This is a genomic window from Rhodosalinus sp. K401 (genome assembly GCF_041365735.1).
Classification (GTDB): domain Bacteria; phylum Pseudomonadota; class Alphaproteobacteria; order Rhodobacterales; family Rhodobacteraceae; genus Rhodosalinus.
The window spans coordinates 123,572-146,354 of sequence record NZ_JBGFSI010000008.1; the positions used below are offsets into that span (position 1 = coordinate 123,572).

16 protein-coding genes are annotated in these 22,783 nt (G+C 68.4%); 10 read left to right on the top strand and 6 right to left on the bottom strand.

Annotated elements, in window-relative coordinates; translation table 11 throughout:
• The first annotated feature begins 86 nt into the window (after positions 1-86).
• The 8 genes from AB6A66_RS11025 (at position 87) to AB6A66_RS11060 (ending at position 11,519) form a co-directional block, all read left to right on the top strand.
• Positions 87-1,520, top strand: coding sequence for an NAD(P)-dependent oxidoreductase (locus tag AB6A66_RS11025; RefSeq protein WP_371055932.1), 1,434 nt, complete (start codon positions 87-89; stop codon positions 1,518-1,520).
• A gap of 98 nt (positions 1,521-1,618) precedes the next feature.
• Positions 1,619-6,157, top strand: a complete 4,539-nt coding sequence (gltB, locus tag AB6A66_RS11030; RefSeq protein WP_371055933.1) for a glutamate synthase large subunit — start codon at positions 1,619-1,621, stop codon at positions 6,155-6,157.
• Positions 6,158-6,666: 509 nt separating this feature from the next.
• Entirely contained in the window at positions 6,667-7,404 is a 738-nt protein-coding gene (gene mtgA / locus AB6A66_RS11035) for a monofunctional biosynthetic peptidoglycan transglycosylase (protein ID WP_371055934.1), read from the top strand.
• Between the two features lie 62 nt (positions 7,405-7,466).
• The gene (locus tag AB6A66_RS11040; RefSeq protein ID WP_371038882.1) at positions 7,467-8,132 is read left to right on the top strand and encodes a glutathione S-transferase family protein; all 666 of its coding nucleotides are present in this window, start codon (positions 7,467-7,469) and stop codon (positions 8,130-8,132) included.
• Positions 8,133-8,213: 81 nt separating this feature from the next.
• The gene (gene queG, locus AB6A66_RS11045; protein ID WP_371055935.1) at positions 8,214-9,254 is read left to right on the top strand and encodes a tRNA epoxyqueuosine(34) reductase QueG; all 1,041 of its coding nucleotides are present in this window, start codon (positions 8,214-8,216) and stop codon (positions 9,252-9,254) included.
• A 71-nt stretch (positions 9,255-9,325) separates the two neighbouring features.
• Positions 9,326-9,772, top strand: coding sequence for a peptide-methionine (R)-S-oxide reductase MsrB (msrB, locus tag AB6A66_RS11050; RefSeq protein ID WP_371038884.1), 447 nt, complete (start codon positions 9,326-9,328; stop codon positions 9,770-9,772).
• On the top strand, positions 9,772-10,281 hold the full coding sequence (gene msrA / locus AB6A66_RS11055; protein ID WP_371055936.1) for a peptide-methionine (S)-S-oxide reductase MsrA: 510 nt from the start codon (positions 9,772-9,774) through the stop codon (positions 10,279-10,281). The genes msrB and msrA overlap by 1 nt, the downstream gene beginning before the upstream one ends.
• Positions 10,282-10,580: 299 nt before the next feature.
• Entirely contained in the window at positions 10,581-11,519 is a 939-nt protein-coding gene (locus tag AB6A66_RS11060) for a DMT family transporter (RefSeq protein ID WP_371055937.1), read from the top strand.
• A gap of 9 nt (positions 11,520-11,528) precedes the next feature.
• Here AB6A66_RS11060 and AB6A66_RS11065 read toward each other — a convergent pair whose 3' ends face one another.
• From AB6A66_RS11065 to AB6A66_RS11085, 5 genes are all read right to left on the bottom strand, one after another.
• On the bottom strand, positions 11,529-12,857 hold the full coding sequence (locus AB6A66_RS11065; RefSeq protein WP_371055938.1) for an NAD(P)/FAD-dependent oxidoreductase: 1,329 nt from the start codon (positions 12,855-12,857) through the stop codon (positions 11,529-11,531).
• The gene (locus AB6A66_RS11070; RefSeq protein ID WP_371055939.1) at positions 12,854-13,675 is read right to left on the bottom strand and encodes an ABC transporter permease subunit; all 822 of its coding nucleotides are present in this window, start codon (positions 13,673-13,675) and stop codon (positions 12,854-12,856) included. Before AB6A66_RS11070 ends, AB6A66_RS11065 begins: the two co-directional genes overlap by 4 nt.
• 73 nt (positions 13,676-13,748) lie before the next feature.
• Positions 13,749-14,639, bottom strand: a complete 891-nt coding sequence (locus tag AB6A66_RS11075) for an ABC transporter permease subunit (RefSeq protein WP_371038889.1) — start codon at positions 14,637-14,639, stop codon at positions 13,749-13,751.
• Positions 14,640-14,642: 3 nt separating this feature from the next.
• Positions 14,643-15,791 (bottom strand): ABC transporter ATP-binding protein, encoded by a 1,149-nt coding sequence (locus AB6A66_RS11080; protein ID WP_371055940.1) that lies wholly within the window; start codon positions 15,789-15,791, stop codon positions 14,643-14,645.
• 84 nt (positions 15,792-15,875) lie between these two features.
• On the bottom strand, positions 15,876-16,961 hold the full coding sequence (locus AB6A66_RS11085; protein ID WP_371055941.1) for a polyamine ABC transporter substrate-binding protein: 1,086 nt from the start codon (positions 16,959-16,961) through the stop codon (positions 15,876-15,878).
• A gap of 138 nt (positions 16,962-17,099) precedes the next feature.
• Between AB6A66_RS11085 and AB6A66_RS11090 the strand changes: the two genes are divergently transcribed.
• The gene (locus tag AB6A66_RS11090; protein WP_371055942.1) at positions 17,100-17,783 is read left to right on the top strand and encodes a GntR family transcriptional regulator; all 684 of its coding nucleotides are present in this window, start codon (positions 17,100-17,102) and stop codon (positions 17,781-17,783) included.
• Between the two features lie 64 nt (positions 17,784-17,847).
• Positions 17,848-19,245, top strand: a complete 1,398-nt coding sequence (locus tag AB6A66_RS11095; protein WP_371038893.1) for an aspartate aminotransferase family protein — start codon at positions 17,848-17,850, stop codon at positions 19,243-19,245.
• A 105-nt stretch (positions 19,246-19,350) separates the two neighbouring features.
• On the opposite strand, the gene carB is transcribed toward AB6A66_RS11095, so the two are convergent.
• On the bottom strand, positions 19,351-22,653 hold the full coding sequence (carB, locus tag AB6A66_RS11100) for a carbamoyl-phosphate synthase large subunit (protein WP_371055943.1): 3,303 nt from the start codon (positions 22,651-22,653) through the stop codon (positions 19,351-19,353).
• Positions 22,654-22,783 lie beyond the last annotated feature (130 nt).

A 22,783-nucleotide genomic window follows, 5' to 3' on the forward strand; every position in this document is an offset into this window, starting at 1 on the left:
TGAATAAGCGTCAATAGTTGTGACTTTTCTTTCGCCGGAACCTGATATATGCACACGCGGCAGCGTCAGTCTTGGAGGAGCGCGCGATGTCGAAGCAGCACCTGCTCAAATTCGTGAGCGTCGAACGGGACATGCCCGAAAAGCGGGACGCGAATGTCCGCGCCCACGACTTTCACGAGATCTACGCGGAATACGCGGCCGAGAAGGCGCGCGAGCAGGCCGGGCGCTGCAGCCAGTGCGGCGTGCCCTATTGCCAGTCGCACTGCCCGCTGCACAACAACATCCCCGACTGGCTGATGCTGACCGCCGAGGGCCGCCTGCGCGAGGCCTATGATCTCAGCCAGGCCACGAACACCTTTCCCGAGATCTGCGGCCGGATCTGCCCGCAGGATCGGCTGTGCGAAGGCAACTGCGTGATCGAGCAGTCGGGACATGGCACGGTCACCATCGGCGCGGTCGAGAAATACATCACCGACACCGCGTGGGAGGAAGGCTGGGTCCAGCCGCTGCGCCCCGCGCGCGAGCGTCCCGAAAGCGTGGGCATCATCGGCGCCGGTCCCGGCGGGCTCGCCGCCGCGGACGTGCTGCGCCGCGCGGGCGTGCAGGTGACGATCTACGATCGCTATGACCGCGCGGGCGGGCTGATGACCTACGGCATCCCCGGCTTCAAGCTCGAGAAGGACGTGGTCATGCGCCGCAACGCGCAGCTCGAGGAGGGCGGCATCCGCTTCGTCCTGAACTGCAATGTCGGCGAGGACGTCTCCTTCGAGGAGATCCGCGACCAGCACGACGCCGTCCTTGTCGCGACCGGCGTCTACAAGTCGCGCGAACTTACCGGGCCGGGGTCTGGCGCGGACGGCATCGTCCGGGCCATCGACTTTCTCACCGCGTCCAACCGCAAGAGCTTCGGCGACGCGGTGCCGGAGTTCGAATCGGGCGAGCTCGACGCGAAGGACAAGCGCGTGGTCGTCATCGGCGGCGGCGACACCGCGATGGATTGCGTGCGCACCGCCGTGCGTCAGGGCGCGACCAGCGTGAAGTGCCTCTACCGCCGGGATCGGCAGAACATGCCGGGCTCCCAGCGCGAGGTGGCCAACGCCGAGGAGGAGGGCGTGGAATTCGTCTGGCTTTCGGCGCCGAAGGGCTTCGTCGGCGACCCGGTGACAGGCGTCGTGGTGCAGCGCATGCGCCTCGGCCCGCCCGACGCCACGGGCCGCCAGTCGCCCGAGGTCATCGAGGGGTCGGATTACACCGAAGAGGCGGACATGGTGATCAAGGCGCTCGGCTTCGAGCCGGAAGAGCTGCCGCGCCTCTGGGGCGTCGAGGGCCTGGAGGTCACGCGCTGGGGCACGGTGAAGGCCGAATTCACGACCGGCCGCACCTCGCTGCCTGGCGTCTACGCCGTGGGCGACATCGTGCGCGGCGCCTCGCTCGTGGTCTGGGCCATCCGCGACGGCCGCGACGCCGCCCAGGCGATCCTCGAGGATCTCGCCGCGCAGCCCGCGGTGGCGGCAGAGTAGCCCGCCCCCGGCACCACCTGACGCGCCGGCCCCGGACGGGCCGGTCCCTGACCATCGCAGCGGGCACGGGCCCGCCCTCTTGGAAGAGGACTGACGCCATGACCATCTTCGATGCCAACTGGGCCGCCGAGCAGGAAGACAAGCGCCGCTGGCTGGCCGACCACGGCCTTTACGACCCGCAGGAGGAGCGGTCCTCCTGCGGTGTGGGCCTTGTCGTCTCGATCGACGGGACGCCCTCGCGCAAGGTCGTGGACGCGGGTATCGACGCCCTCAAGGCGATCTGGCACCGCGGCGCGGTGGACGCGGACGGCAAGACGGGCGACGGGGCCGGCATCCATCTGCAGATCCCGGTGCCCTTCTTCTACGACCAGATCCGCCGCACCGGCCACGAGCCGCGCGAGGACCAGCTCATCGCGGTGGGCCAGGTGTTCCTGCCGCGCACCGACTTCGGCGCGCAGGAAACCTGCCGGACCATCGTCGAGACCGAAGTCCTGCGCATGGGCCACTACATCTACGGCTGGCGCCACGTTCCGGTCGCGATCGACTGCCTTGGCGAGAAGGCGAACGCGACGCGGCCCGAGATCGAGCAGATCATCATCTCCAACGCGAAAGGCATCGACGAGGAGACCTTCGAGCGCGAACTCTACGTCATCCGCCGCCGGATCGAGAAGGCCGCCGCCGCCGCGCAGGTGCCGGGCCTCTACATCGCGTCGCTCTCCTGCCGGTCGATCATCTACAAGGGCATGATGCTCGCCGAACAGGTGAGCGAGTTCTACCCCGACCTCCAGGACGAGCGTTTCAAGTCGGCCTTCGCCATCTATCACCAGCGCTATTCCACCAACACCTTCCCGCAATGGTGGCTGGCGCAGCCCTTCCGGATGCTCGCCCACAACGGCGAGATCAACACGCTCAAGGGCAACATCAACTGGATGAAGAGCCACGAGATCCGCATGGCCTCGAACACGTTCGGGGACATGGCCGAGGACATCAAGCCCATCGTGGCGCAGGGCTCGTCGGATTCGGCGGCGCTCGACGCCGTGTTCGAGGTGCTGGTGCGCGCGGGCCGCGACGCGCCCATGGCCAAGACGATGCTCATTCCCGAAAGCTGGTCGCAGGCGCGGGTGGAACTGCCGCAGGCCTGGCGCGACATGTACGCCTATTGCAACGCGGTGATGGAGCCGTGGGACGGTCCGGCGGCGCTCGCCATGACCGACGGGCGCTGGGTCTGCGCGGGGATGGACCGCAACGGGTTGCGCCCGATGCGCTACGTCGTCACCGGCGACGGAATGGTGATCGCCGGGTCCGAGGCGGGGATGGTGCACGTGGACGAGGGCACCATCCGCGAGAAGGGGGCCCTCGGCCCGGGCCAGATGCTTGCCGTCGACATGGCGGAGGGCAAGCTCTACCACGACACCGAGATCAAGGACCGCCTGAGCGAGGCCCAGCCCTTCGGCGAATGGGTCGGCAAGATCAACGAGCTCGACGAGGTGCTGTCGAAGGTCAGCGAGGCGCCGCTCTTCACCGGCTCCGATCTCAAACGCCGGCAGATCGCGGCGGGCTACACCATCGAGGAACTCGAACAGATCCTCGCTCCCATGGCCGAGGACGGCAAGGAGGCCGTGGCCTCGATGGGCGACGATACGCCCTCCGCCGTGCTGTCCAAGAAGTACCGGCCGCTCAGCCATTACTTCCGGCAGAACTTCAGCCAGGTGACGAACCCGCCCATCGACAGCTTGCGCGAATACCGGGTGATGAGCCTCAAGACGCGCTTCGGAAACCTCAAGAACGTGCTCGACGAGTCCTCGGCGCAGACCGAGATCTTCGTGCTCGACAGCCCCTTCGTGGCCAACGCGCAGTTCGACGAGATGGTGCGCCAGTTCAACGCCGACATGGTGGAGATCGACTGCACCTTCCCGGCCGCCAGCCGCGAGGGCGCGCTGCGCGACGGTCTTGCCCGTATCCGGTCCGAGGCCGAGGACGCGGTGCGCTCGGGCGCGGGCCACATCGTTCTCACCGATCACCGGTCGGACGGGGACAAGGTGCCGATGCCGATGATCCTGGCCACCTCGGCGGTGCATTCGCACCTGACACGTCAGGGCCTGCGCACCTTCTGCTCGCTCAACGTCCGCTCGGCCGAGTGCATCGACCCGCACTACTTCGCCGTGCTGATCGGGGCGGGCGCCACCACGGTGAACGCCTATCTGGCCGAGGACAGCCTGGCCGAGCGGATCGAGCGCGGGCTGCTCGACGGGCCGCTCACCGAGGCGGTGGCGCGCTACCGCAAGGCCATCGACCAGGGCCTGCTCAAGATCATGTCGAAGATGGGCATCAGCGTGATCTCGTCCTACCGCGGCGGGCTCAACTTCGAGGCGGTGGGCCTCGGCCGCGCGATGTGCGCGGAGTATTTCCCCGGCCTCGTCAGCCGCATTTCGGGCATCGGCGTGTCGGGCATCCAGAAGAAGGTCGAGGAGGTGCATGCCCGCGCCTGGCAGGGGTCGGCCGACGTGCTGCCCATCGGCGGCTTCTACAAGATGCGCAAGTCGGGCGAGACCCATGCCTGGGGGGCGCAGTCGATGCACCTGATGCAGATGGCCTGCAACCAGGGCTCTTACGAGATGTGGAAGCGCTACTCGGCGGCGATGCAGGCCAACCCGCCGATCCACCTGCGCGATCTTCTCGACATGAAGCCGAAGGGCAACCCCGTGCCGCTCGAGGAGGTGGAGAGCATCACCTCGATCCGCAAGCGGTTCGTCACACCGGGCATGAGCCTCGGCGCGCTCAGCCCCGAGGCGCACAAGACCCTGAACGTCGCCATGAACCGCATCGGCGCGAAGTCCGACTCGGGCGAGGGCGGCGAGGATCCGGCGCATTTCGTGCCCGAGCCCAATGGCGACAACCCGTCGGCCAAGATCAAGCAGGTGGCCTCGGGCCGCTTCGGCGTGACGGCCGAATACCTCAACCACTGCGAGGAGCTGGAGATCAAGGTCGCCCAGGGCGCCAAGCCCGGCGAGGGCGGCCAGCTTCCCGGCATGAAGGTGACGGAGCTCATCGCGCGGCTTCGCCATTCCACGCCGGGCGTGACCCTGATCTCGCCCCCGCCGCATCACGACATCTACTCGATCGAGGATCTCGCCCAGCTCATCTACGACCTGAAGCAGATCAATCCGCGCGCCAAGGTCACGGTGAAGCTGGTGGCCTCCTCCGGCGTGGGCACGATCGCGGCGGGCGTGGCGAAGGCCAAGGCCGACGTGATCCTGATCTCCGGCCACAATGGCGGCACGGGCGCATCGCCGGCCACGTCGATCAAGTACGCCGGCCTGCCCTGGGAGATGGGGCTGACCGAGGCGCACCAGGTGCTCTCGATGAACAACCTGCGCGAGCGGGTCACGCTGCGCACTGATGGCGGCCTGCGGACGGGCCGCGACATCGTCATGGCCGCGATGATGGGGGCCGAGGAATACGGCATCGGCACCGCCGCGCTGATCGCGATGGGCTGCATCATGGTGCGGCAGTGCCAGTCGAATACCTGTCCCGTGGGCGTGTGCACGCAGGATCCCAAGCTGCGCGAGAAGTTCACCGGCAACGCGGACAAGGTGGTGAACCTCATCACCTTCTACGCGCAGGAGGTGCGCGAGGTGCTGGCCTCCATCGGCGCGCGGTCGCTCGACGAGGTGATCGGCCGCGCGGACCTGCTGACCCAGGTCAGCCGGGGCGCCGCGCATCTCGACGATCTCGACCTCAACCCGCTTCTCATCACCGTCGACGGGGCCGAGCGCATCACCTACGACCGCGACAAGCCCCGCCAGACGGTCCCGGACACGCTCGACGCCGAGATCGTCCGCGACGCCGCGCGCTTCCTCGAGGACGGCGAGAAGATGCAGCTCTCTTACGCGGTGCAGAACACGCACCGCACGGTGGGCACCCGCACCTCCAGCCACATCGTGCGCCGGTTCGGGATGCGCAACGCGCTCCAGCCCGACCACCTGACGGTGAAACTCAAGGGCAGCGCGGGGCAGTCGCTGGGCGCCTTCGCGGCGCCGGGCCTCAAGATCGAGGTGGCGGGCGACGCGAACGACTATGTCGGCAAGGGCCTTTCGGGCGGTCTGATCTCCGTGCGCCCGCCGATGGCCTCGCCGCTCGAGGCGGGGGAGAACACCATCATCGGGAACACGGTGCTTTACGGTGCGACCGCGGGCTACCTCTTCGCCGCCGGCCGGGCGGGCGAGCGTTTCGCCGTCCGCAACTCGGGCGCCCATGTCGTGGTGGAGGGCTGTGGCTCCAACGGGTGCGAGTACATGACCGGCGGGGTCGCGGTGATCCTCGGGCGCATCGGGGCCAATTTCGGCGCCGGAATGACCGGGGGCATGGCCTACATCCACGACCCCGAAGGACTGGCGCAACAGCTCATCAACATGGAAACGCTCGTGGTCTGCCCGGTCTCGGTCTCGCACTGGGAGGCGGAGCTGAAGGACCTTGTGGAGCGCCACGTCGCCGAGACCCGCTCGCGCCGCGGCGCCGACATCCTCCAGAACTGGGAGATCGAGCTCGGGAACTTCCTGCAGGTCTGTCCGAAGGAGATGCTCGGCAAGCTGTCGCACCCGATCGGGATCGAGAGCGAGGCGGTGCCCGCCGAATAGACCCGCCCGCGGGCCCCCGGCGGCGGCGAAGCCGCTGCGGGGGGCGGGCAGGCGGCCGTCGGTTCGGCGCGAGCTTCGCGGACGCGGGCCCCCGCCATGGGGCGGGTCTGCGCCCGGCATCGCAGCAGATCCCGTGGTCGCGCCGATCCCGGCAGGACTCTGTAAGGATTGCCTGTTATCCAGAAAACCCGCCGTTTCGAAGCGGCGAACCACTCCGGTCAGCCATGCCCACGACCTGCGACCACCCGGTCTTCACCTTCGGTCCCGCGAGCCCGCCGCCTGCCGGTGCGCCGGTGAAACCTGCTCGCCGGGCGCCGGTGAACCGGCACGGGGGCGGCGGGACCGACCGCCTCGGCATTCCGTCTGGGTGCCGCTTCCACGGATTTTCCCGCGCGGGCTGGCGCGGCACAGCCGTGGCCGCGCGGCCGGTGCCTCGCCAGCCCGCGGCGACGCGCGTCCGCGCCTGAGCGCTGGCAGCGCATGGTGCCTTTGTGATGTAAGGCTGCGACATGCCCCAAAAGCGCCGTTCATCCCAGAGCCCCCGCAAGAAAACCGCCGGAACGCCCCCGCGCCGATCCGTCGCGACGCGCGTCGTGCGCCTTTTGCGGCGCGCGGTGCTGTGGGGGCTCGCCCTCGTTCTGCTGGCGGTGCTGGCCGGGCGCATCGTGAATCCCCCGGTGACGCCCTACATGGCCGCCGAGGCGTATCGCCTTGGCGGCGTGGCGCGGGACTGGGTGCCCATGGACCGGATCGCGCCCGCGATGGCGCGCGCGGCGGTGGCGGCGGAGGACGCGAATTTCTGCCTTCACTGGGGGTTCGACCTCGACGCGATCCGTGTCGCGATCGCCGACGGCTCGCGCCGCGGCGCATCGACGATCTCGCAGCAGACGGTCAAGAATGTCTACCTGTGGCATGGGCGCAACTGGCTGAGAAAGGCGCTGGAAACGGCGCTCACGCCCGTCGTGGAGGCGGCCTGGTCCAAGCGGCGCATCCTCGAGGTCTACCTCAACGTGGCCGAGTTCGCCGAGGGCGTCTTCGGCGTGGAGGCGGCCGCGCGCCACCATTTCGGGGTCTCCGCCGCCGACCTCGATCCCCGTCAGGCCGCGCTTCTGGCCGCCGTGCTGCCGTCGCCCAAGACGCGCTCCGCGGCGCAGCCCTCCGACTTCGTGCAGCGACGCGCGCGCGCGATCCGCGACGGGGCCGAAACCATCCTAGCCGACGGGCGCGCCGCCTGCTTCGACAGTTGAAAAGCGCCGTCCGACCGGGCATGCAGGGGCAACGCCCGCAACCAGCGCCCGGAGCCCGGCCGATGGCCCGCCTCTACCACGTGCCACTCTCGCCTTTCTGCCGCAAGGTGCGCCTGTGCCTCGCGGAGAAGCGGATCGAGTGCGAACTCGTGGAAGAACGCTACTGGGAGCAGTCGCCCGACTTCCTGCGGCGGAACCCGGCGGGCAAGGTCCCGGTGCTGAAGATCGACGGCAGGACGCTTTCGGAAAGCATGGCGATCTGCGAGTACCTGGATGAAACGCGCCCCGAGCCGCCGCTCATGCCACGCACCCCAGAGGCCCGCTACGAGGTGCGCCGCCTCGTGGGCTGGTTCGACGACAAGTTCCACGCCGAGGTGACGTCGAAACTGCTTTACGAGCGGGTCAACAAGAAGGTGATGGGGCAGGGATACCCCGACAGCCGAAACGTCAAGAGCGGAGCGCAGAGGATCAAGTACCACCTCGACTACATGGCGTGGCTTCTCGATCACCGCCGCTGGCTTGCCGGAGACGTGATGACGCTGGCGGATTTCGCGGCGGCGTCGCATCTCTCCGCGCTGGACTACATTTCGGACGTGGACTGGAACCGATCCGAGACGGTCAAGGACTGGTATGCCAAGATCAAGTCGCGCCCGGCCTTTCGCGGCATCCTCGCCGACCAGGTGCCCGGGTTCCCCCAGCCGGCGCATTACGCCGACCTGGATTTCTGATCTCGCGCGCCGCCGGGGGGCGGCCCGCCCCCCGTCCCTGCGGGACTCCCCCCGGGAGTATTTTTCCCAAGAAGAAACGACATGGACGCGCTGAAGGAGAGGCTGAGGATGCAGGCGCGCGCCGAGGGCTTCGACGCCTGCGGCGTCTGCCGACCCGACGCGATACCGCAGGTGCCCGCGCGGCTGGCGGCGTTCCTCGATGCGGGCTGGCACGGCCAGATGCGCTGGCTGGAAGAGCGGGCGGCCTGGCGCGGTAACCCGGCGGCGCTCTGGCCCGCGGCGCGCTCCATCATCATGCTGGCCGAAAGCTACACGCCTGACGAGGACCCTTTGGCGCTGCTCGACCATCCCGATCGCGGGATCGTTTCCGTGTACGCGCGGGGCCGGGACTATCACGACGTGGTCAAGAAACGCCTCAAGCGGCTGGCGCGCTGGCTGATCGCCGAGGCGGGCGAGGGCACGGAGGTGAAGGTCTTCGTGGACACCGCGCCGGTGGCCGAGAAGCCGCTGGCCGAGGCGGCGGGGATCGGCTGGCAGGGCAAGCACACCAACCTGCTGTCCCGCGATCTCGGGAACTGGGTCTTCCTCGGCGCGATCTTCACTACCGCCGAGATCCCGCCCGACGCCCCGGCGAGCGAGCATTGCGGATCGTGCCGCGCCTGCCTCGATGTCTGCCCGACGGACGCCTTCCCGGCGCCGTTCCAGCTCGACGCGCGGCGTTGCATCTCCTACCTCACGATCGAGCACGCCGGTCCGGTGGACGAGGAATTGCGTCCGCTGCTCGGAAACCGAATCTACGGTTGCGACGACTGCCTTGCCGTCTGCCCCTGGAACAAGTTCGCCCGGACCGCGCGGGAGGCGCGATATCACGCGCGGGCGGAACTGCGGGCCCCGCGCCTGGCCGATCTGGCGCAGCTCGACGACGCGGCGTTCCGCGCGCTGTTCTCCGGCAGCCCGATCAAGCGGATCGGCAGGAACCGGTTTGTGCGCAACGTTCTTTATGCCATCGGGAATTCGGGCGACGCCGCGCTGCGGCCGGTGGCGCAGGGCCTCGCGGAGGATCCCGACCCGGCGGTGGCGGATGCGGCGCGCTGGGCCGCGGCGCGGCTCGCGGCCGCGTGAGGCGCGAGGGGGTTTGATTTTGCCGCCGGCGTGCCATCTTTAGGCTCAGTGGTCAGGAAGGAGAGACGCGGATGCCCAGATACGAGCGCCGCCCGGAAGCGGTGGAGGCGCTGGACCCGGTCCAGTACCATGTGACCCAGGAGAACGGTACCGAGCGCCCCGGCACCGGGCACTACCTTTCCAACAAGGAGCCGGGCATCTACGTGGACATCGTCTCCGGCGAGCCGCTCTTCGCCTCGTCCGACAAGTACGAGTCGGGCTGCGGGTGGCCGAGCTTCGTGAAGCCGATCGAGCCCGCGCATGTCCGCGAGCTTCAGGACCGCAGCCTCGGCATGGTCCGGACCGAGGTGCGCTCGGCCCATGGCGACAGCCATCTGGGGCATGTCTTCCCGGACGGGCCGCGCGAGCGCGGCGGGCTGCGCTACTGCATCAATTCCGCCGCGCTCCGGTTCATCCATCGCGATGACATGGAGGCCGAGGGCTATGGCGATTACCTGGATCAACTGGAGGATGTCTGATGGCTGAAGAGCGCGCGATTCTGGCGGGTGGCTGCTTCTGGGGCATGCAGGATCTGATCCGCAAGCTTCCCGGCGTGCTGCGCACCCGCGTGGGCTATACCGGGGGCGACGTGCCGAACGCGACCTATCGCAACCACGGCACCCATGCGGAGGGGATCGAGATCATCTTCGACCCCGAGACGATCAGCTACCGGCGGATTCTGGAATACTTCTTCCAGATCCACGATCCCACGACGCTGAACCGGCAGGGCAACGATGTCGGGATGAGCTACCGGTCGGCGATCTATTATCTCGACGAGGCCCAGCGCGCCGAGGCGCTCGCCACCATCGCGGATGTCGAGGCGTCGGGCCTCTGGCCTGGAAAGGTCGTGACCGAGGTGGCGCCTGCGGGCGATTTCTGGGAAGCCGAACCGGAGCATCAGGATTACCTGCAGCGCATCCCGCACGGCTACACCTGCCATTTTCCGCGTTCCGACTGGGTGCTGCCGCGCCGCGACGCCGCGGAGTGAGCCAAAGGAACGGGGTGCGACCGGCAAGGCGCGTCTGGTCCGCCGACGCCCGAAGGGCGCCGGCCAGGTGTCGGAACGCGCCGCACGGCCGGTTGGATTGTCGTCTTGCCGATATCCCCAGCGGTATCGTCCTGAGGGGCGGCCCTGTGCCCTAGGGGTGTGGTAGGCCGGTCGCAGCCGCGACCGGAGACGTCGCCAACCCTTCCCGATGCCCGAAGGACGAGCGCACGGGGCTCGCGCCCCGTCGCTTGCACTTCCGCGTGTTGCGGGGCATGGCTTTGCGGCGAAAGGACAATCCCATGCATCCCGCACGCGGTATTGCGCTCAAGCTCGCCTCGGTGGTTCTCTTCATCTCCATGGCATCGCTCATCAAGGCGGTGTCGGATCATGTGCCGGCGGGGCAGTCCGTCTTCTTCCGCTCCTTCTTCGCCATGCCGGTGATCGTCGCCTGGCTCGCATGGCGCGGCGATCTTTCCACCGGTTTCCGGGTGCGCAACCGGCTTGCCCATGTCTGGCGCGGCCTCATCGGTACCGCGGCGATGGCCTGCGGCTTCGCCGCGCTGGGCCTGCTTCCCCTGCCCGAGGTCACCGCGATCGGCTACGCCGCGCCGCTTCTTACGGTGCTTTTCGCCGCCCTCCTGCTCGGAGAGCGGCTCCGCGCCTTCCGGCTGAGCGCGGTGGGGCTGGGCCTCATCGGCGTGCTGATCGTGCTCTGGCCGCGCCTTTCGGTGGAGGCGCTGGGCGACGTGGCGCTTGCCGGGGCGATCTTCGCGTTGCTGTCGGCGGCGCTCCGGGCGCTGGCCCATGTCCAGATCCGCCGGATGGCGGTCGTCGAGGAGACATCGGCCATCGTCTTCTACTTCTCGCTCACGGCGACGGCCTTCTCGCTTCTGACGCTGCCCCTCGGCCTTGTCTGGCCGGCAACGCTGGGCTGGGTATGGCCCACGCCGCTGGAAGCGGGGCTTCTGGTCGGCGCGGGGCTGATCGGCGGGGTGGCGCAGATCGTTCTGACCAGCGCCTACCGGTTCGCCGACGCCTCGCTGCTCGCGCCGTTCGACTACGCCTCGATGCTTTTCGCGATCGCCATCGGCTACACGGTGTTCGCGGAGGTTCCGACCGCGCCGATGCTGGCGGGCGCGGGGCTCGTGATCGCGGCGGGCGTGCTGATCGTGTGGCGCGAGCGGCAGATCGGGCTTGCGCGGGATCGCGCGCGGGCCGGGTTGACGCCCCAGGGCTGAGCGCCCGTCTCAGCGGTCGCGCCAGCCGAAGCTCGCATAGGCCGGCACCAGCGCGGCGCGGCGGAACCGGCCGAGCGGGAAGCGCCCGGGCACGCGGCGCATGGCCTCGGGGTAAGGCGCGCCCGGCAGCCGATCCTGCACGAGGTCCGCGAGAATTCGCCCGGCATAGCCCCCCATCGCGACGCCGTTTCCGTGATAGCCGAACCCCGCGAAGACGCCCGGCATGTCCGGCACCGGCCCGACATATGGCAGCAGCGTCGGCGTCAGGCAGACGAGCCCGGACCACAGATGCGGCGTCTCCACATCGCGCCAGGCCGGGAACATCGCCTCGAAATCGGCGCGGATCGCCCGCGCGAGCCGCGCCGTCTCGCGCGGGGTGGCGTAGATGCCGCCGCGCATCCCGAAGAGAAAGCGGTTGTCGGGCATGAGACGGAAATAATGCAGCAGGTGCCGCGTGTCGTAGGCCATCTGCGCCGTGGTCCAGCCCGCCGCCTGAAGCTCGTCGCCCTCAAGCGGGCGGGTCACGATCACGTTGGAGGCCACGGGCATGTAACGCGCGCGCATCCAGGCGGGCACGTCCTCGGAGGAGTAGCCGTTGGTGGCGAGGATCACGCGCCGCGCCCTCAGCCGTGCGCCGGGCAGGCCGAGCACGTAGCCTGACCCGTCCGCGCGCAGGGACGTCACCGGCGCGGGCGCGAAAAGCCGCGCGCCCGCCGCCTGAGCGGCCCGCGCGAGGCCCGCGGCGTATTTCCGGGGATTGAGCGCGAAGCCCAGGGGAACCGTGAGCGCGCCGTGGAAAGGCCCCGCCATCCCCGCGTCCGCGAGATCGGCGGCGGGCACGAGGCGCGGCGTCACGCCGTAGCCGGCCTCGACCTCCTCGGCCTCGCGCTGCAGGCGCTCCCACTCCTGCGGGCGGTGGGCGAGCAGCGTTTCGCCCTCGGAGTGACGGTCCACATCGAGCTCCAGCCGGTCGATCAGCCCGGAGGTGAAATCCACGGACGCGCGCTGCGCGTCGCGCCAGCCCTGCGCGCCCCGCGCGCCGAAGCGCCGGGTGAGCGCGGCGTCGGACAGTTTGGACCCGCCGAGGCAGCAGAACCCGCCATTGCGCCCCGAGGCCCCCCAGAACGGGGCCTCGGCCTCGCACAGCGCCACATCGACCCCGGCCTCGGCAAGGTGAAGCGCGGCGGAAAGACCGGTGAAGCCACCGCCGATCACCGCGACATCGGCGGCGATCTCTCCCTGGGGTGCGGGCCAGTGCGGCGTCTCGACCGTCGCGGCCCACCAGCACTCCGCCACCGGTGCCGCGCCATAGGCGGCGGGTTCGACGATACGCCTCATCCGGTCAGGCGCAGGGCGGCCTGTTCCTCGCGCTGCTGGCGGATCGCCGCGTTCTTCGAGGCGAGCGAAGCGGCCACGACACCCACCGTGACGATGCCGATCAGCAACGAGGAAAGCGCGTTGATCTCTGGGCTGACGCCCAGGCGGATCGACGAGAAGATCTTGATCGGCAGCGTCGTCGCCGAGGGTCCGGCGGTGAAGCTTGCGATCACCAGATCGTCGAGCGAGAGGGTGAAGGCCAGAAGCCAGCCCGAGATCACGGCGGGCAGGATGATCGGCAGCGTCACGAGCCGGAACGCCTCCGCCGGGGAGCAACCGAGATCGAGCGCCGCCTCCTCGAGCGAGCGGTCGAAGCTGACCAGCCGCGAGGAGACCACGACGGACACGAAGCACATCGAGAAGGTCGTATGCGCGAGGATGATCGTGAAGATCCCGCGATCGAGCCCGATCCCGATGAAGAGAAGCAGCAGGGAAAGCCCCGTGATCACCTCGGGCATCACCAGCGGGGCATAGATCATCCCCGAGAACAGCGTTCGCCCGAGAAAACGCCCGGCCCGGACGAGGACCAGCGCCGCCATCGTGCCGAGCACGGTCGCCACGGTCGAGGAGACGACCGCGACCTTCAGCGTGACCCAGGCCGCGTCGAGGAACGCCTGGTCGCGGAAGATCTCCGCGTACCAGCGCGTGGAGAAGCCCGCCCAGACCGTCACGAGTTTGGACGCGTTGAAGGAGTAGATGACCAGGATGATCATCGGCAGGTAGAGGAACGCGAAGCCCAGCGTGAGAGACGTTGCGTTGAACCAGGTGAAGCGTCTCATCGCGACGGCCCTCCGGTCAGGGTCTGGCGCGGGGCGCCAGCGCCGCGAAAACGCGACGGGGAGAGGCGCTCCTTCATCCTTCGGCCTCCCGTTGCTTCTGCTCGTTGCGCTGGAACAGGACGATGGGCACGATCAGGATCAGCAACAGCACGATCGCCACGGCGCTTGCGACCGGCCAGTCGCGGTTGTTGAAGAACTCCTCCCACAGGATCTTGCCGATCATCAGCGTCTCGGATCCGCCCAGAAGCGAGGGGATCACGAACTCCCCGATGGCGGGGATGAAGACGAGGAAGCAGCCGGCGATGATGCCGGTTTTCGACAGCGGTACGGTCACGAGCCAGAAGGCGCTGATGCGCGAGCAGCCGAGATCCTCCGCCGCCTCCAGCAGCGAATCGTCCATCTTCTCGAGGTTGGAGTAGATGGGCAGGATCATGAAGGGCAGGTAGGTGTAGACGATGCCGACATAGACCGCCGCATTGGTGTTCAGGATGGTCAGCGGATCCGAGATGAGCCCTGTCCACATCAGGAACTGGTTGAGGAACCCCTCGTTCGAAAGGATGCCGATCCACGAGTAGACGCGGATCAGGAAGCTGGTCCAGAACGGCAGGATCACCAGCATGAGAAGCGTCGGCCGCCACTCCGGCGCCGCGCGTGCCATGCCGTAGGCGATGGGATAGCCCACCAGAAGGGTGATGACCGTCGAGATCAACGCGATCCGCAACGAGGAAAGATACGCCTTCCAGTAAAGGTCGTCCGTCGTCAGGAACCAGTAGTTCTCGAAGTCGAGCCCGCCGAAGAAGTCGCGAAGGCCGGCCCAGCCCTCCGACGGGTCGAGCGTCGGCGTGTAGGGCGGGATCGCGATCGCGATGTCCGAAAGCGAGATCTTCAGGACGATTACGAAAGGCACGAGAAAGAGCGCCAGCAGCCAGAGATAGGGCACGGCGATGAGGGCGAAGCGGCGCATGGCTCAGGACTCCAGCAGGATGCCGGCGGTGGCCGTCCAGCTCAGCCACACCTCGTCCTCCCAGGTGAAGGACCGCCGCGCGATGCGCCGCGTGTTGGCGGTCTGGGCCTTGATGACGTGCCCGGTGGGCAGCTTGACGTGATAGGTGGAGATGTTACCGAGATAGGCGATGTCGAGCACCTCGCCCTTCACGGCGTTGGCGGCGTCCTCGGGGCGCTCGGCGCTGATCGTGATCTTCTCCGGTCGGATCGCGAAGTGGACGTTCTGCCCCTTGTCGAAGGCCCGCGCCGTGGTGCCCTTCAGCCGCGGCTGCCCCTCGGCCCAGTCGATGTCCACGCGGCCCTCGCCGGCATCGGGCATGGGCGTGGCGCGGCCCTCGATGATGTTCACCTCGCCGATGAAGTCCGCGACGTAGACCGAGACCGGGTTCTCGTAGAGGACGTCCGGCGTGGAGACCTGGATGAGCCGGCCCTCGTCCATCACCGCCACGCGGGAGGCCACGGTCATCGCCTCCTCCTGGTCATGGGTGACGATCACGAAGGTGGTGCCGGTGTTTTCCTGGATGTCCATGAGTTCGAACTGCGTGTCCTGGCGCAGCTTCTTGTCGAGCGCGCCGAGCGGTTCGTCGAGCAGCAGCAGCTTCGGCGCCTTGGCGAGCGAGCGGGCGAGCGCCACGCGCTGGCGCTGGCCGCCGGAAATCTGGTGCGGCTTGCGGCGCGCGAACTTCTCCAGGCGGGTGAGGCGCAGCATCTCCTCCACCCGGGCGGCGATCTTGTCCTTGGGCTGGTTCTCGCGGCGCAGACCGAAGGCGATGTTGTCCCAGACGCTGAGATGCGGAAAGAGCGCGTAGGACTGGAACATCATGTTCACGGCGCGCTTGTTCGGCGGGATCGGGGCGATGTTCTGCCCGGCGAGCATGATCGATCCTTCCGTCGGCGCCTCGAAGCCGGCGAGCATCCGCATCATCGTGGTCTTGCCGCAGCCCGAGGGCCCGAGCAGCGCGAAGAACTCGCGTTCGTAGATGTCGAGGCTGAGGTCGTCGATCGCAGTAAAGTCGCCGAAACGCTTGGTGACGTTCCTGAACCGGATGAGCGGCGTCTCGTCGGGATCTTCCCACGGGGCGTAGACGGTCTGGGCAGAGGGCTGCGCCATCGGCAGACTCCGGAATGCTGACAGGAAAAACGTCTCAAAGAGGCCCGCGCGGCGTTGCCGCGCGGGCCGGGTGCGCGCCGGGGCTCAGGTGCCCGACTTGATCTTTGTCCAGAGCCGCGTGACCGTCCGCTGCACGCGCGGCGGGTAGGGCGTCGTGGTGTAGAGGTTCTCCATCGTCTCCTGGTCGGGATAGATCGCGGTATCGCCGATCACGTCCTCGTTCAGGAACTCCTGCGAGGCCTCGTTGCCGTTGGCGTAGTAGACGTAGTTCGACGCCGCGGCCATGTTCTGCGGATCCATGATGAAGTTCAGGAACACGTGCGCGCCCTCGGGGTTCGGCGCGTCGACCGGGATCGCCATCTGGTCGAACCACATCTGACCGCCCTCCGCGGGGATGTTGTAGACGATCTCGACACCGTTGTCGGCCTCGGCCGCGCGGTCCCGCGCCTGGAGAATGTCGCCCGACCAGCCCACGGCCACGCAGATCTCGCCGTTGGCGAGCGCGTTGATGTATTCCGAGCTGTGGAATTTCTGGATGTGGGGCCGCACGGCCGCCAGGATCTCCTCGGTCTGGGCGATCACGTCGGGATCGTGGCTGTCGGGATCCTCTCCGAGATAGGTCAGCGCCATCGGGATCATCTCGGTCGGCGCGTCGAGGAAATGCACACCGCAGGAGGCGAGCTTTTCCATGTTCTCGGGGTTGAGCACCAGTTCGAGCGAATTCAGCGGGGCGTCCTCGCCGAGCACCTCGCGCACCTTGTTCACGTTCGCCCCGATCCCGGTGGAGCCCCACATGTAGTTGATCGAGTACTCGTTGCCGGGGTCGTATTTCGCGGTGCGCTCCTCGACCATATCCCACATGTTGTCGAGGTTGGGCAGCTTCGACTTGTCGAGCTTCTGGAATGCGCCCGCCGAGATCTGCCGCTGCAGGAAGGTTCCGGTGGGCACGACGACGTCATACCCCGATCCGCCGGCGAGCATTTTCGTCTCGAGCATCTCGTTCGAGTCGAACACGTCGTAGACGAGATCGAGGCCGGTTTCCTCCTCGAATTTCTCCAGAAGCGACTCGTCGATGTAGTCCGACCAGTTGTAGACGCGCACTTCCTCGGCGCCGGCCGCGCCCGCGGCAAGCGCCAGCGTCGCGGCCGTCGTCAGGATGGATCTTTTCATGTCAGTCTCCCGTTGGCTTGTCCGGAGGTCTTTTTCGCCCCGGTGCCCCACATTTGATCAAATGATGCCTTGCCTGGCAACCGCATGATGGTTTCATGCAGGGGAGGACTGCGCAAGCGGCCACGGGAGGGCGGCAGCATGGGCGAACGCGCATTGACCAACAAGGCGGCATCCGGGGGCCGCGCGCCGGCGCACCAGATCGTCTATCGCGCCCTTCGCGACCGCATCCTGCACGGCGAGATGGCGCCCGGCCAGCCGGTGACGATCCAGGGCCTGGCCGACAGCACGGGGGCGGGCATGACCCCGGTGCGCGAGGCGATCCGGCGCCTGACATCCGAGGGCGCGCTGGTGTTCCAGGACAACCGGCGCGTCAGCGTGCCCGTTCTGGACGCCCGCGGCGCGGAGGAACTGATCTTCGCGCGACAGGCGCTCGAGCCGGAACTCGCGCGCCGCGCCGCCGCGACCGCCGGTCCCGACGCGCTTGCCCGCCTCGCCGCCGAGGATGCGGCGCTCGACCGGGCGATCGCGCGGGGCGACGTGGGCGGCTACCTGCGGCACAATCACGGCTTTCACGCCGTGCTTTACGTCGTCGCCCGGGCGCCGGTGCTCGCGGACCTCGTCGAGGGACTCTGGCTGCGCTTCGGCCCCTCGCTTCGGATCGTCTGCGGCCGGGTCGGCACGGGCAGCCTGCCCGACCGCCACAAGGAGATCATGGACGCGCTCGCCGCGGGCGACGGCGACGCGGCCGCCGCCGCCATGCGCGAGGATATCGAGCAGGGCATGGCCGCGCTCAGGGCCGGGATCGCGGCCGGGGAGGGCTGATTCGATTGACCTTCCCGAATTTGATCATATTCTTGCGGCCAACCCGGTCCGAAAGGCGAGAGCGATGAACAAGATCACCAACCACATGCCCACCGCCGAGCTGCAGCGCCTCGACGCGGCCCATCACATGCATCCCTTCACCGCGCAGGGCGCGCTTGGCGAGAAGGGCGCGCGCGTGATCACCGGCGCAAGCGGCGTCTGGCTCACCGACAGCGAGGGGCGGCGCATCCTCGACGGCATGGCCGGGCTGTGGTGCGTGAACCTGGGCTACGGCCGCGAGGAGCTTGCCGACGCGGCCTATCGGCAGATGAAGGAACTGCCCTACTACAACACCTTCTTCCAGACGACGCATGTTCCCGTCGTGGCGCTCGCGGCCCGCATCGCCGAGCTGGCGCCGGGCGATCTCAACCACGTCTTCTTCGCCTCCTCCGGGTCGGAGGCCAACGACACCAACATCCGCCTCGTGCGGCACTACTGGGCGATGAAGGGCCAGCCGCAGCGCGACACGATCATCTCGCGGTGGAACGCCTATCACGGCTCCTCCATCGGCAGCGCCTCGCTGGGCGGGATGGCGCCCATGCACGCCCAGGGCGGCCTGCCCATCCCGGGCATCCACCATATCGGCCAGCCCAACTGGTGGGCCGAGGGCGGCGACATGACGCCCGAGGAGTTCGGCCTCGCCCGCGCGCGGGAGCTCGAGGAGGCGATCGAGCGCATCGGCCCCGACCGCGTGGGCGCCTTCATCGCAGAGCCGGTGCAGGGGGCGGGCGGCGTCATCGTCGCGCCGGAGACCTACTGGCCCGAGATCCAGCGCATCGTGCGCAAATACGGCATCCTGCTGATCGCCGACGAGGTCATCTGCGGTTTCGGGCGCACCGGCAACTGGTTCGGCAGCCAGACGCTCGACATCCGGCCCGACATCATGACGATCGCCAAGGGCCTGTCCTCTGGCTACCAGCCGATCGGCGGCTCGATCGTGAGCGACGAGGTGGCCGGGATGATCGGGCGCGACGAGTTCAACCACGGCTACACCTATTCCGGCCATCCCGTCGCCTGCGCCGTCGCGCTGGAGAACCTGCGCATCCTCGACGAGGAAGGGATCGTCGATCGCGTGCGGGAGCACACGGCGCCCTACCTGAAATCCCGCTGGGAAAGCCTGGCCGACCACCCGCTCGTGGGCGAGGCGAAGATCGTGGGGCTGATGGGCTCGATCGCGCTCACCCCGGACAAGGCGACGCGCGCGGCCTTCGCCGCCGACGCCGGCACGGTGGGCTTCGTCTGCCGCGAGCGCTGTTTCGCCAACGATCTCGTGATGCGCCATGTGGGCGACCGGATGGTGATCTCGCCCCCGCTCGTCATCTCCGACGAGGAGATCGACGAACTGATCCTGCGCGCGCGCCGCGCGCTCGACGAGACCCATGACAGGCTGCGGGCCGAGGGGTTGATGGAGGCCGCAGCCTGACCGGGGCCGGCGCGGGTTTCCGGCCGTGGCGGGGGCGCTGCCCCCGTCGCGGCTCCGCCGCGACTCCCCCGGAGTATTTGCGCCAAGAAGAAGGCGCTGGCGGCGTCAGCCCTGAAGCGGTTTCACCGACAGTTCGCCCTCTTCCCGCGCCTTCATGGCGAGCGTCGCGGCGTGGCTCGCGGCGGCGGTGGTGAAGTAGGGGATCTTGGCGTAAAGGGCGACCGAGCGGATCTCGCGGCTGTCCTCGACCGCCTGCGCGCCTTCGGTGGTGTTCATCACCAGCGAGATCTCGGCGTTCTTCAGCCGGTCCACGATGTTGGGACGGCCCTCGTAGACCTTGTTCACGACCTCGCACGCGACACCGTTGTCCGTCAGCCAGGCGCCGGTGCCGCGGGTGGCGACGATCTCCAGCCCCATCGCGGTGAGAAGCCGGGCGGCCTCGAGCATCTGGGGGCCCTTGTCGGTGTCCCGGATCGACACGAAGGCCCGTCCCGACTGGGGCAGCTCCATCCCGGCGCCGAGCTGCGCCTTGAGGAACGCGCGCGCGAAGGAGCGGTCCCAGCCCATCACCTCGCCGGTGGAGCGCATCTCGGGGCCGAGGATCGTGTCGACGCCGGGAAAGCGGGCGAAGGGCATCACCGCCTCCTTCACCGAGAACCAGGGCATCGCCGGGTCCGCGAGCGTCATCGGGTCGGCGAGGGGCAGGGGCTGGTCGTAGCTCACGTCCTTGTAGGGCGGCCGGCCGGAGAAGGCCGAGAGCGGTTCGCCCGCCATGACGCGCGCGGCGATGGACGCGATGGCCGAGTCGGTGGCCTTGGCCACGAAGGGCACGGTGCGCGAGGCGCGCGGGTTCACCTCGATCAGGTAGACCTCGCCGTCCTTCACCGCGAACTGCACGTTCATCAGGCCCACCACGCCGAGTTCCAGCGCCAGCGCGCGGGTCTGGCGCTCGATCTCCTCGATGATGGGCGCGGAGAGCGAGTGCGGTGGCAGGCAGCAGGCGGAGTCGCCCGAATGCACGCCCGCCTCCTCGATGTGCTGCATGATGCCGGCCACGTGCACGTCGCGCCCGTCGGAGATGGCGTCCACGTCCACCTCCGTCGCGCCGGAGAGGTAGCCGTCGAGAAGCACGGGGCTCTTGCCCGAGACCACCACGGCCTCGTCGATGTAGCGTTCCAGGTGGGCCTGGTCGCGCACGATCTCCATGGCGCGGCCGCCCAGAACGTAGGACGGGCGGATCACCAGCGGAAAGCCGATCTCCTCGGCAATGGCGCGGGCCTGCGCCTTGGAAGACGCGATCCCGTTCTGGGGCTGTTTCAGATCGAGCTTGTTCACCAGCGCCTGGAAGCGTTCCCGGTCCTCGGCGAGGTCGATCGCGTCGGGCGTGGTGCCGAGGATCGGGATGCCCTCGGCCTCGAGCGCCCGGGCCAGTTTCAGGGGCGTCTGCCCGCCGAACTGCACGATGACCCCGTGCAGCGTGCCGGCCTCCTGCTCCACCCGGAGGATTTCCATCACGTGCTCGAAGGTCAGCGGCTCGAAGTAGAGGCGGTCGGAGGTGTCGTAGTCGGTGGACACCGTCTCCGGGTTGCAGTTGACCATGATGGTCTCGTAGCCCGCGTCGCTCAGTGCGAAGCAGGCGTGGCAGCAGCAGTAGTCGAACTCGATGCCCTGCCCGATCCGGTTCGGACCGCCGCCGAGGATCACCACCTTCTTCCGGTCGCTGGGGCGCGCCTCGCACTCCACCTCGCCCATCATCGGCGCCTCGTAGGTGGAATACATGTAGGGCGTCTGCGCCTCGAATTCGGCGGCGCAGGTGTCGATGCGCTTGAAGACCGCGGTGACGCCGAGATTGAGGCGCGCGCGCCGGACCTGTGCCTCCTCCCGGCCCGTCAGCTCCGCGAGGCGGGCATCGGTGAAGCCCATCATCTTCGCCGCGCGCAGCCCCTCTTCCGTGACCGGCAGCCCGTCCCGGCACAGCCTGTTCTCGGCCTCGACGATCTCGCGGATCCGCGCGAGGAACCACGGATCGAAACTGGTGATGGCGCCGATCTCCTCGTCGTCGAGGCCATGGCGCATGGCCTGCGCGATCACGCGAATCCGGTCGGGCGTCTTGCGCGAGAGCGCGCGGACGATCGCGGCGTGGGCCTGGTCGGGATCGTCGGCGCCGTCGATCGCGATCTCGTCGAAGCCGGAAAGCCCGGTCTCGAGGCTCGACAGCGCCTTCTGCATCGATTCGTGGACTGTGCGGCCGATGGCCATCGCCTCGCCCACCGACTTCATCGAGGTGGTGAGGTCGGGCTTGGCGCCCGGGAATTTCTCGAAGGCGAAACGCGGGATCTTGGTCACGACATAGTCGATCGTCGGCTCGAAACTGGCGGGCGTGACCTTGGTGATGTCGTTGTCGAGCTCGTCGAGGGTGTAGCCCACGGCAAGCTTCGCCGCGATCTTGGCGATGGGAAAGCCGGTGGCCTTCGAGGCCAGCGCGGAGGAGCGCGAGACGCGGGGGTTCATCTCGATCACCACCATGCGCCCGTCTTCGGGGTTCACCGCCCATTGCACGTTGGAGCCGCCGGTCTCCACGCCGATCTCGCGCAGGACGGCGATCGAGCCGTTGCGCATGATCTGGTATTCCTTGTCGGTCAGCGTGAGCGCCGGCGCGACGGTGATCGAATCGCCCGTGTGCACGCCCATCGGATCCACGTTCTCGATGGAGCAGACGATGATGGCGTTGTCCGCGCGGTCGCGGACCACCTCCATCTCGAACTCCTTCCAGCCAAGCAGGCTTTCGTCGATCAGGATCTGGCTGACGGGCGAGGCGTCGAGGCCCGAGCGGCAGTAATGCTCGAAATCGTCGCGGTTGTAGGCGATGCCGCCGCCGGTGCCGCCCAGCGTGTAGGCCGGGCGGATGATGGCCGGCAGGCCCACATGCTCGAGCGCGGCCATGGCCTCTTCCATGGAGTTCGCGATGGTGGCCTTCGGGTTCTCGAGGCCGATCCGCTCCATCGCCTCGCGGAAGAGCTTGCGGTCCTCCGCCATCTCGATGGCCGCGCGCCGCGCGCCGATCATCTCCACGCCGAAGCGGTCCAGAACGCCCATCTCCTCGAGCTTGAGCGCCGTGTTGAGGCCGGTCTGCCCGCCCATCGTGGGCAGGAGCGCGTCGGGCCGCTCCTTCTCGATGATCCGGGCCACGATCTCGGGGGTTATCGGCTCGATATAGGTGGCGTCGGCGAGGCCGGGGTCCGTCATGATCGTCGCCGGGTTGGAGTTGACCAGGACGACCCGGTAGCCTTCTTCCCGGAGCGCCTTGCAGGCCTGCGCGCCGGAGTAGTCGAACTCGCAGGCCTGACCGATGATGATCGGCCCCGCCCCGATGATCATGATCGACTGGATGTCGGTGCGTCTGGGCATGTCAATCCTCAGGGGCTGCGGCGCGCAAATCCGCACGGGTTATAGAGAAGCGCGGCTGCGGTGCAAGGGGGGGCGGCCGGGCGTTTCCGAACACCTCGGAACGGCCCTCCGCGTCGGCGCGGCGCCGTGG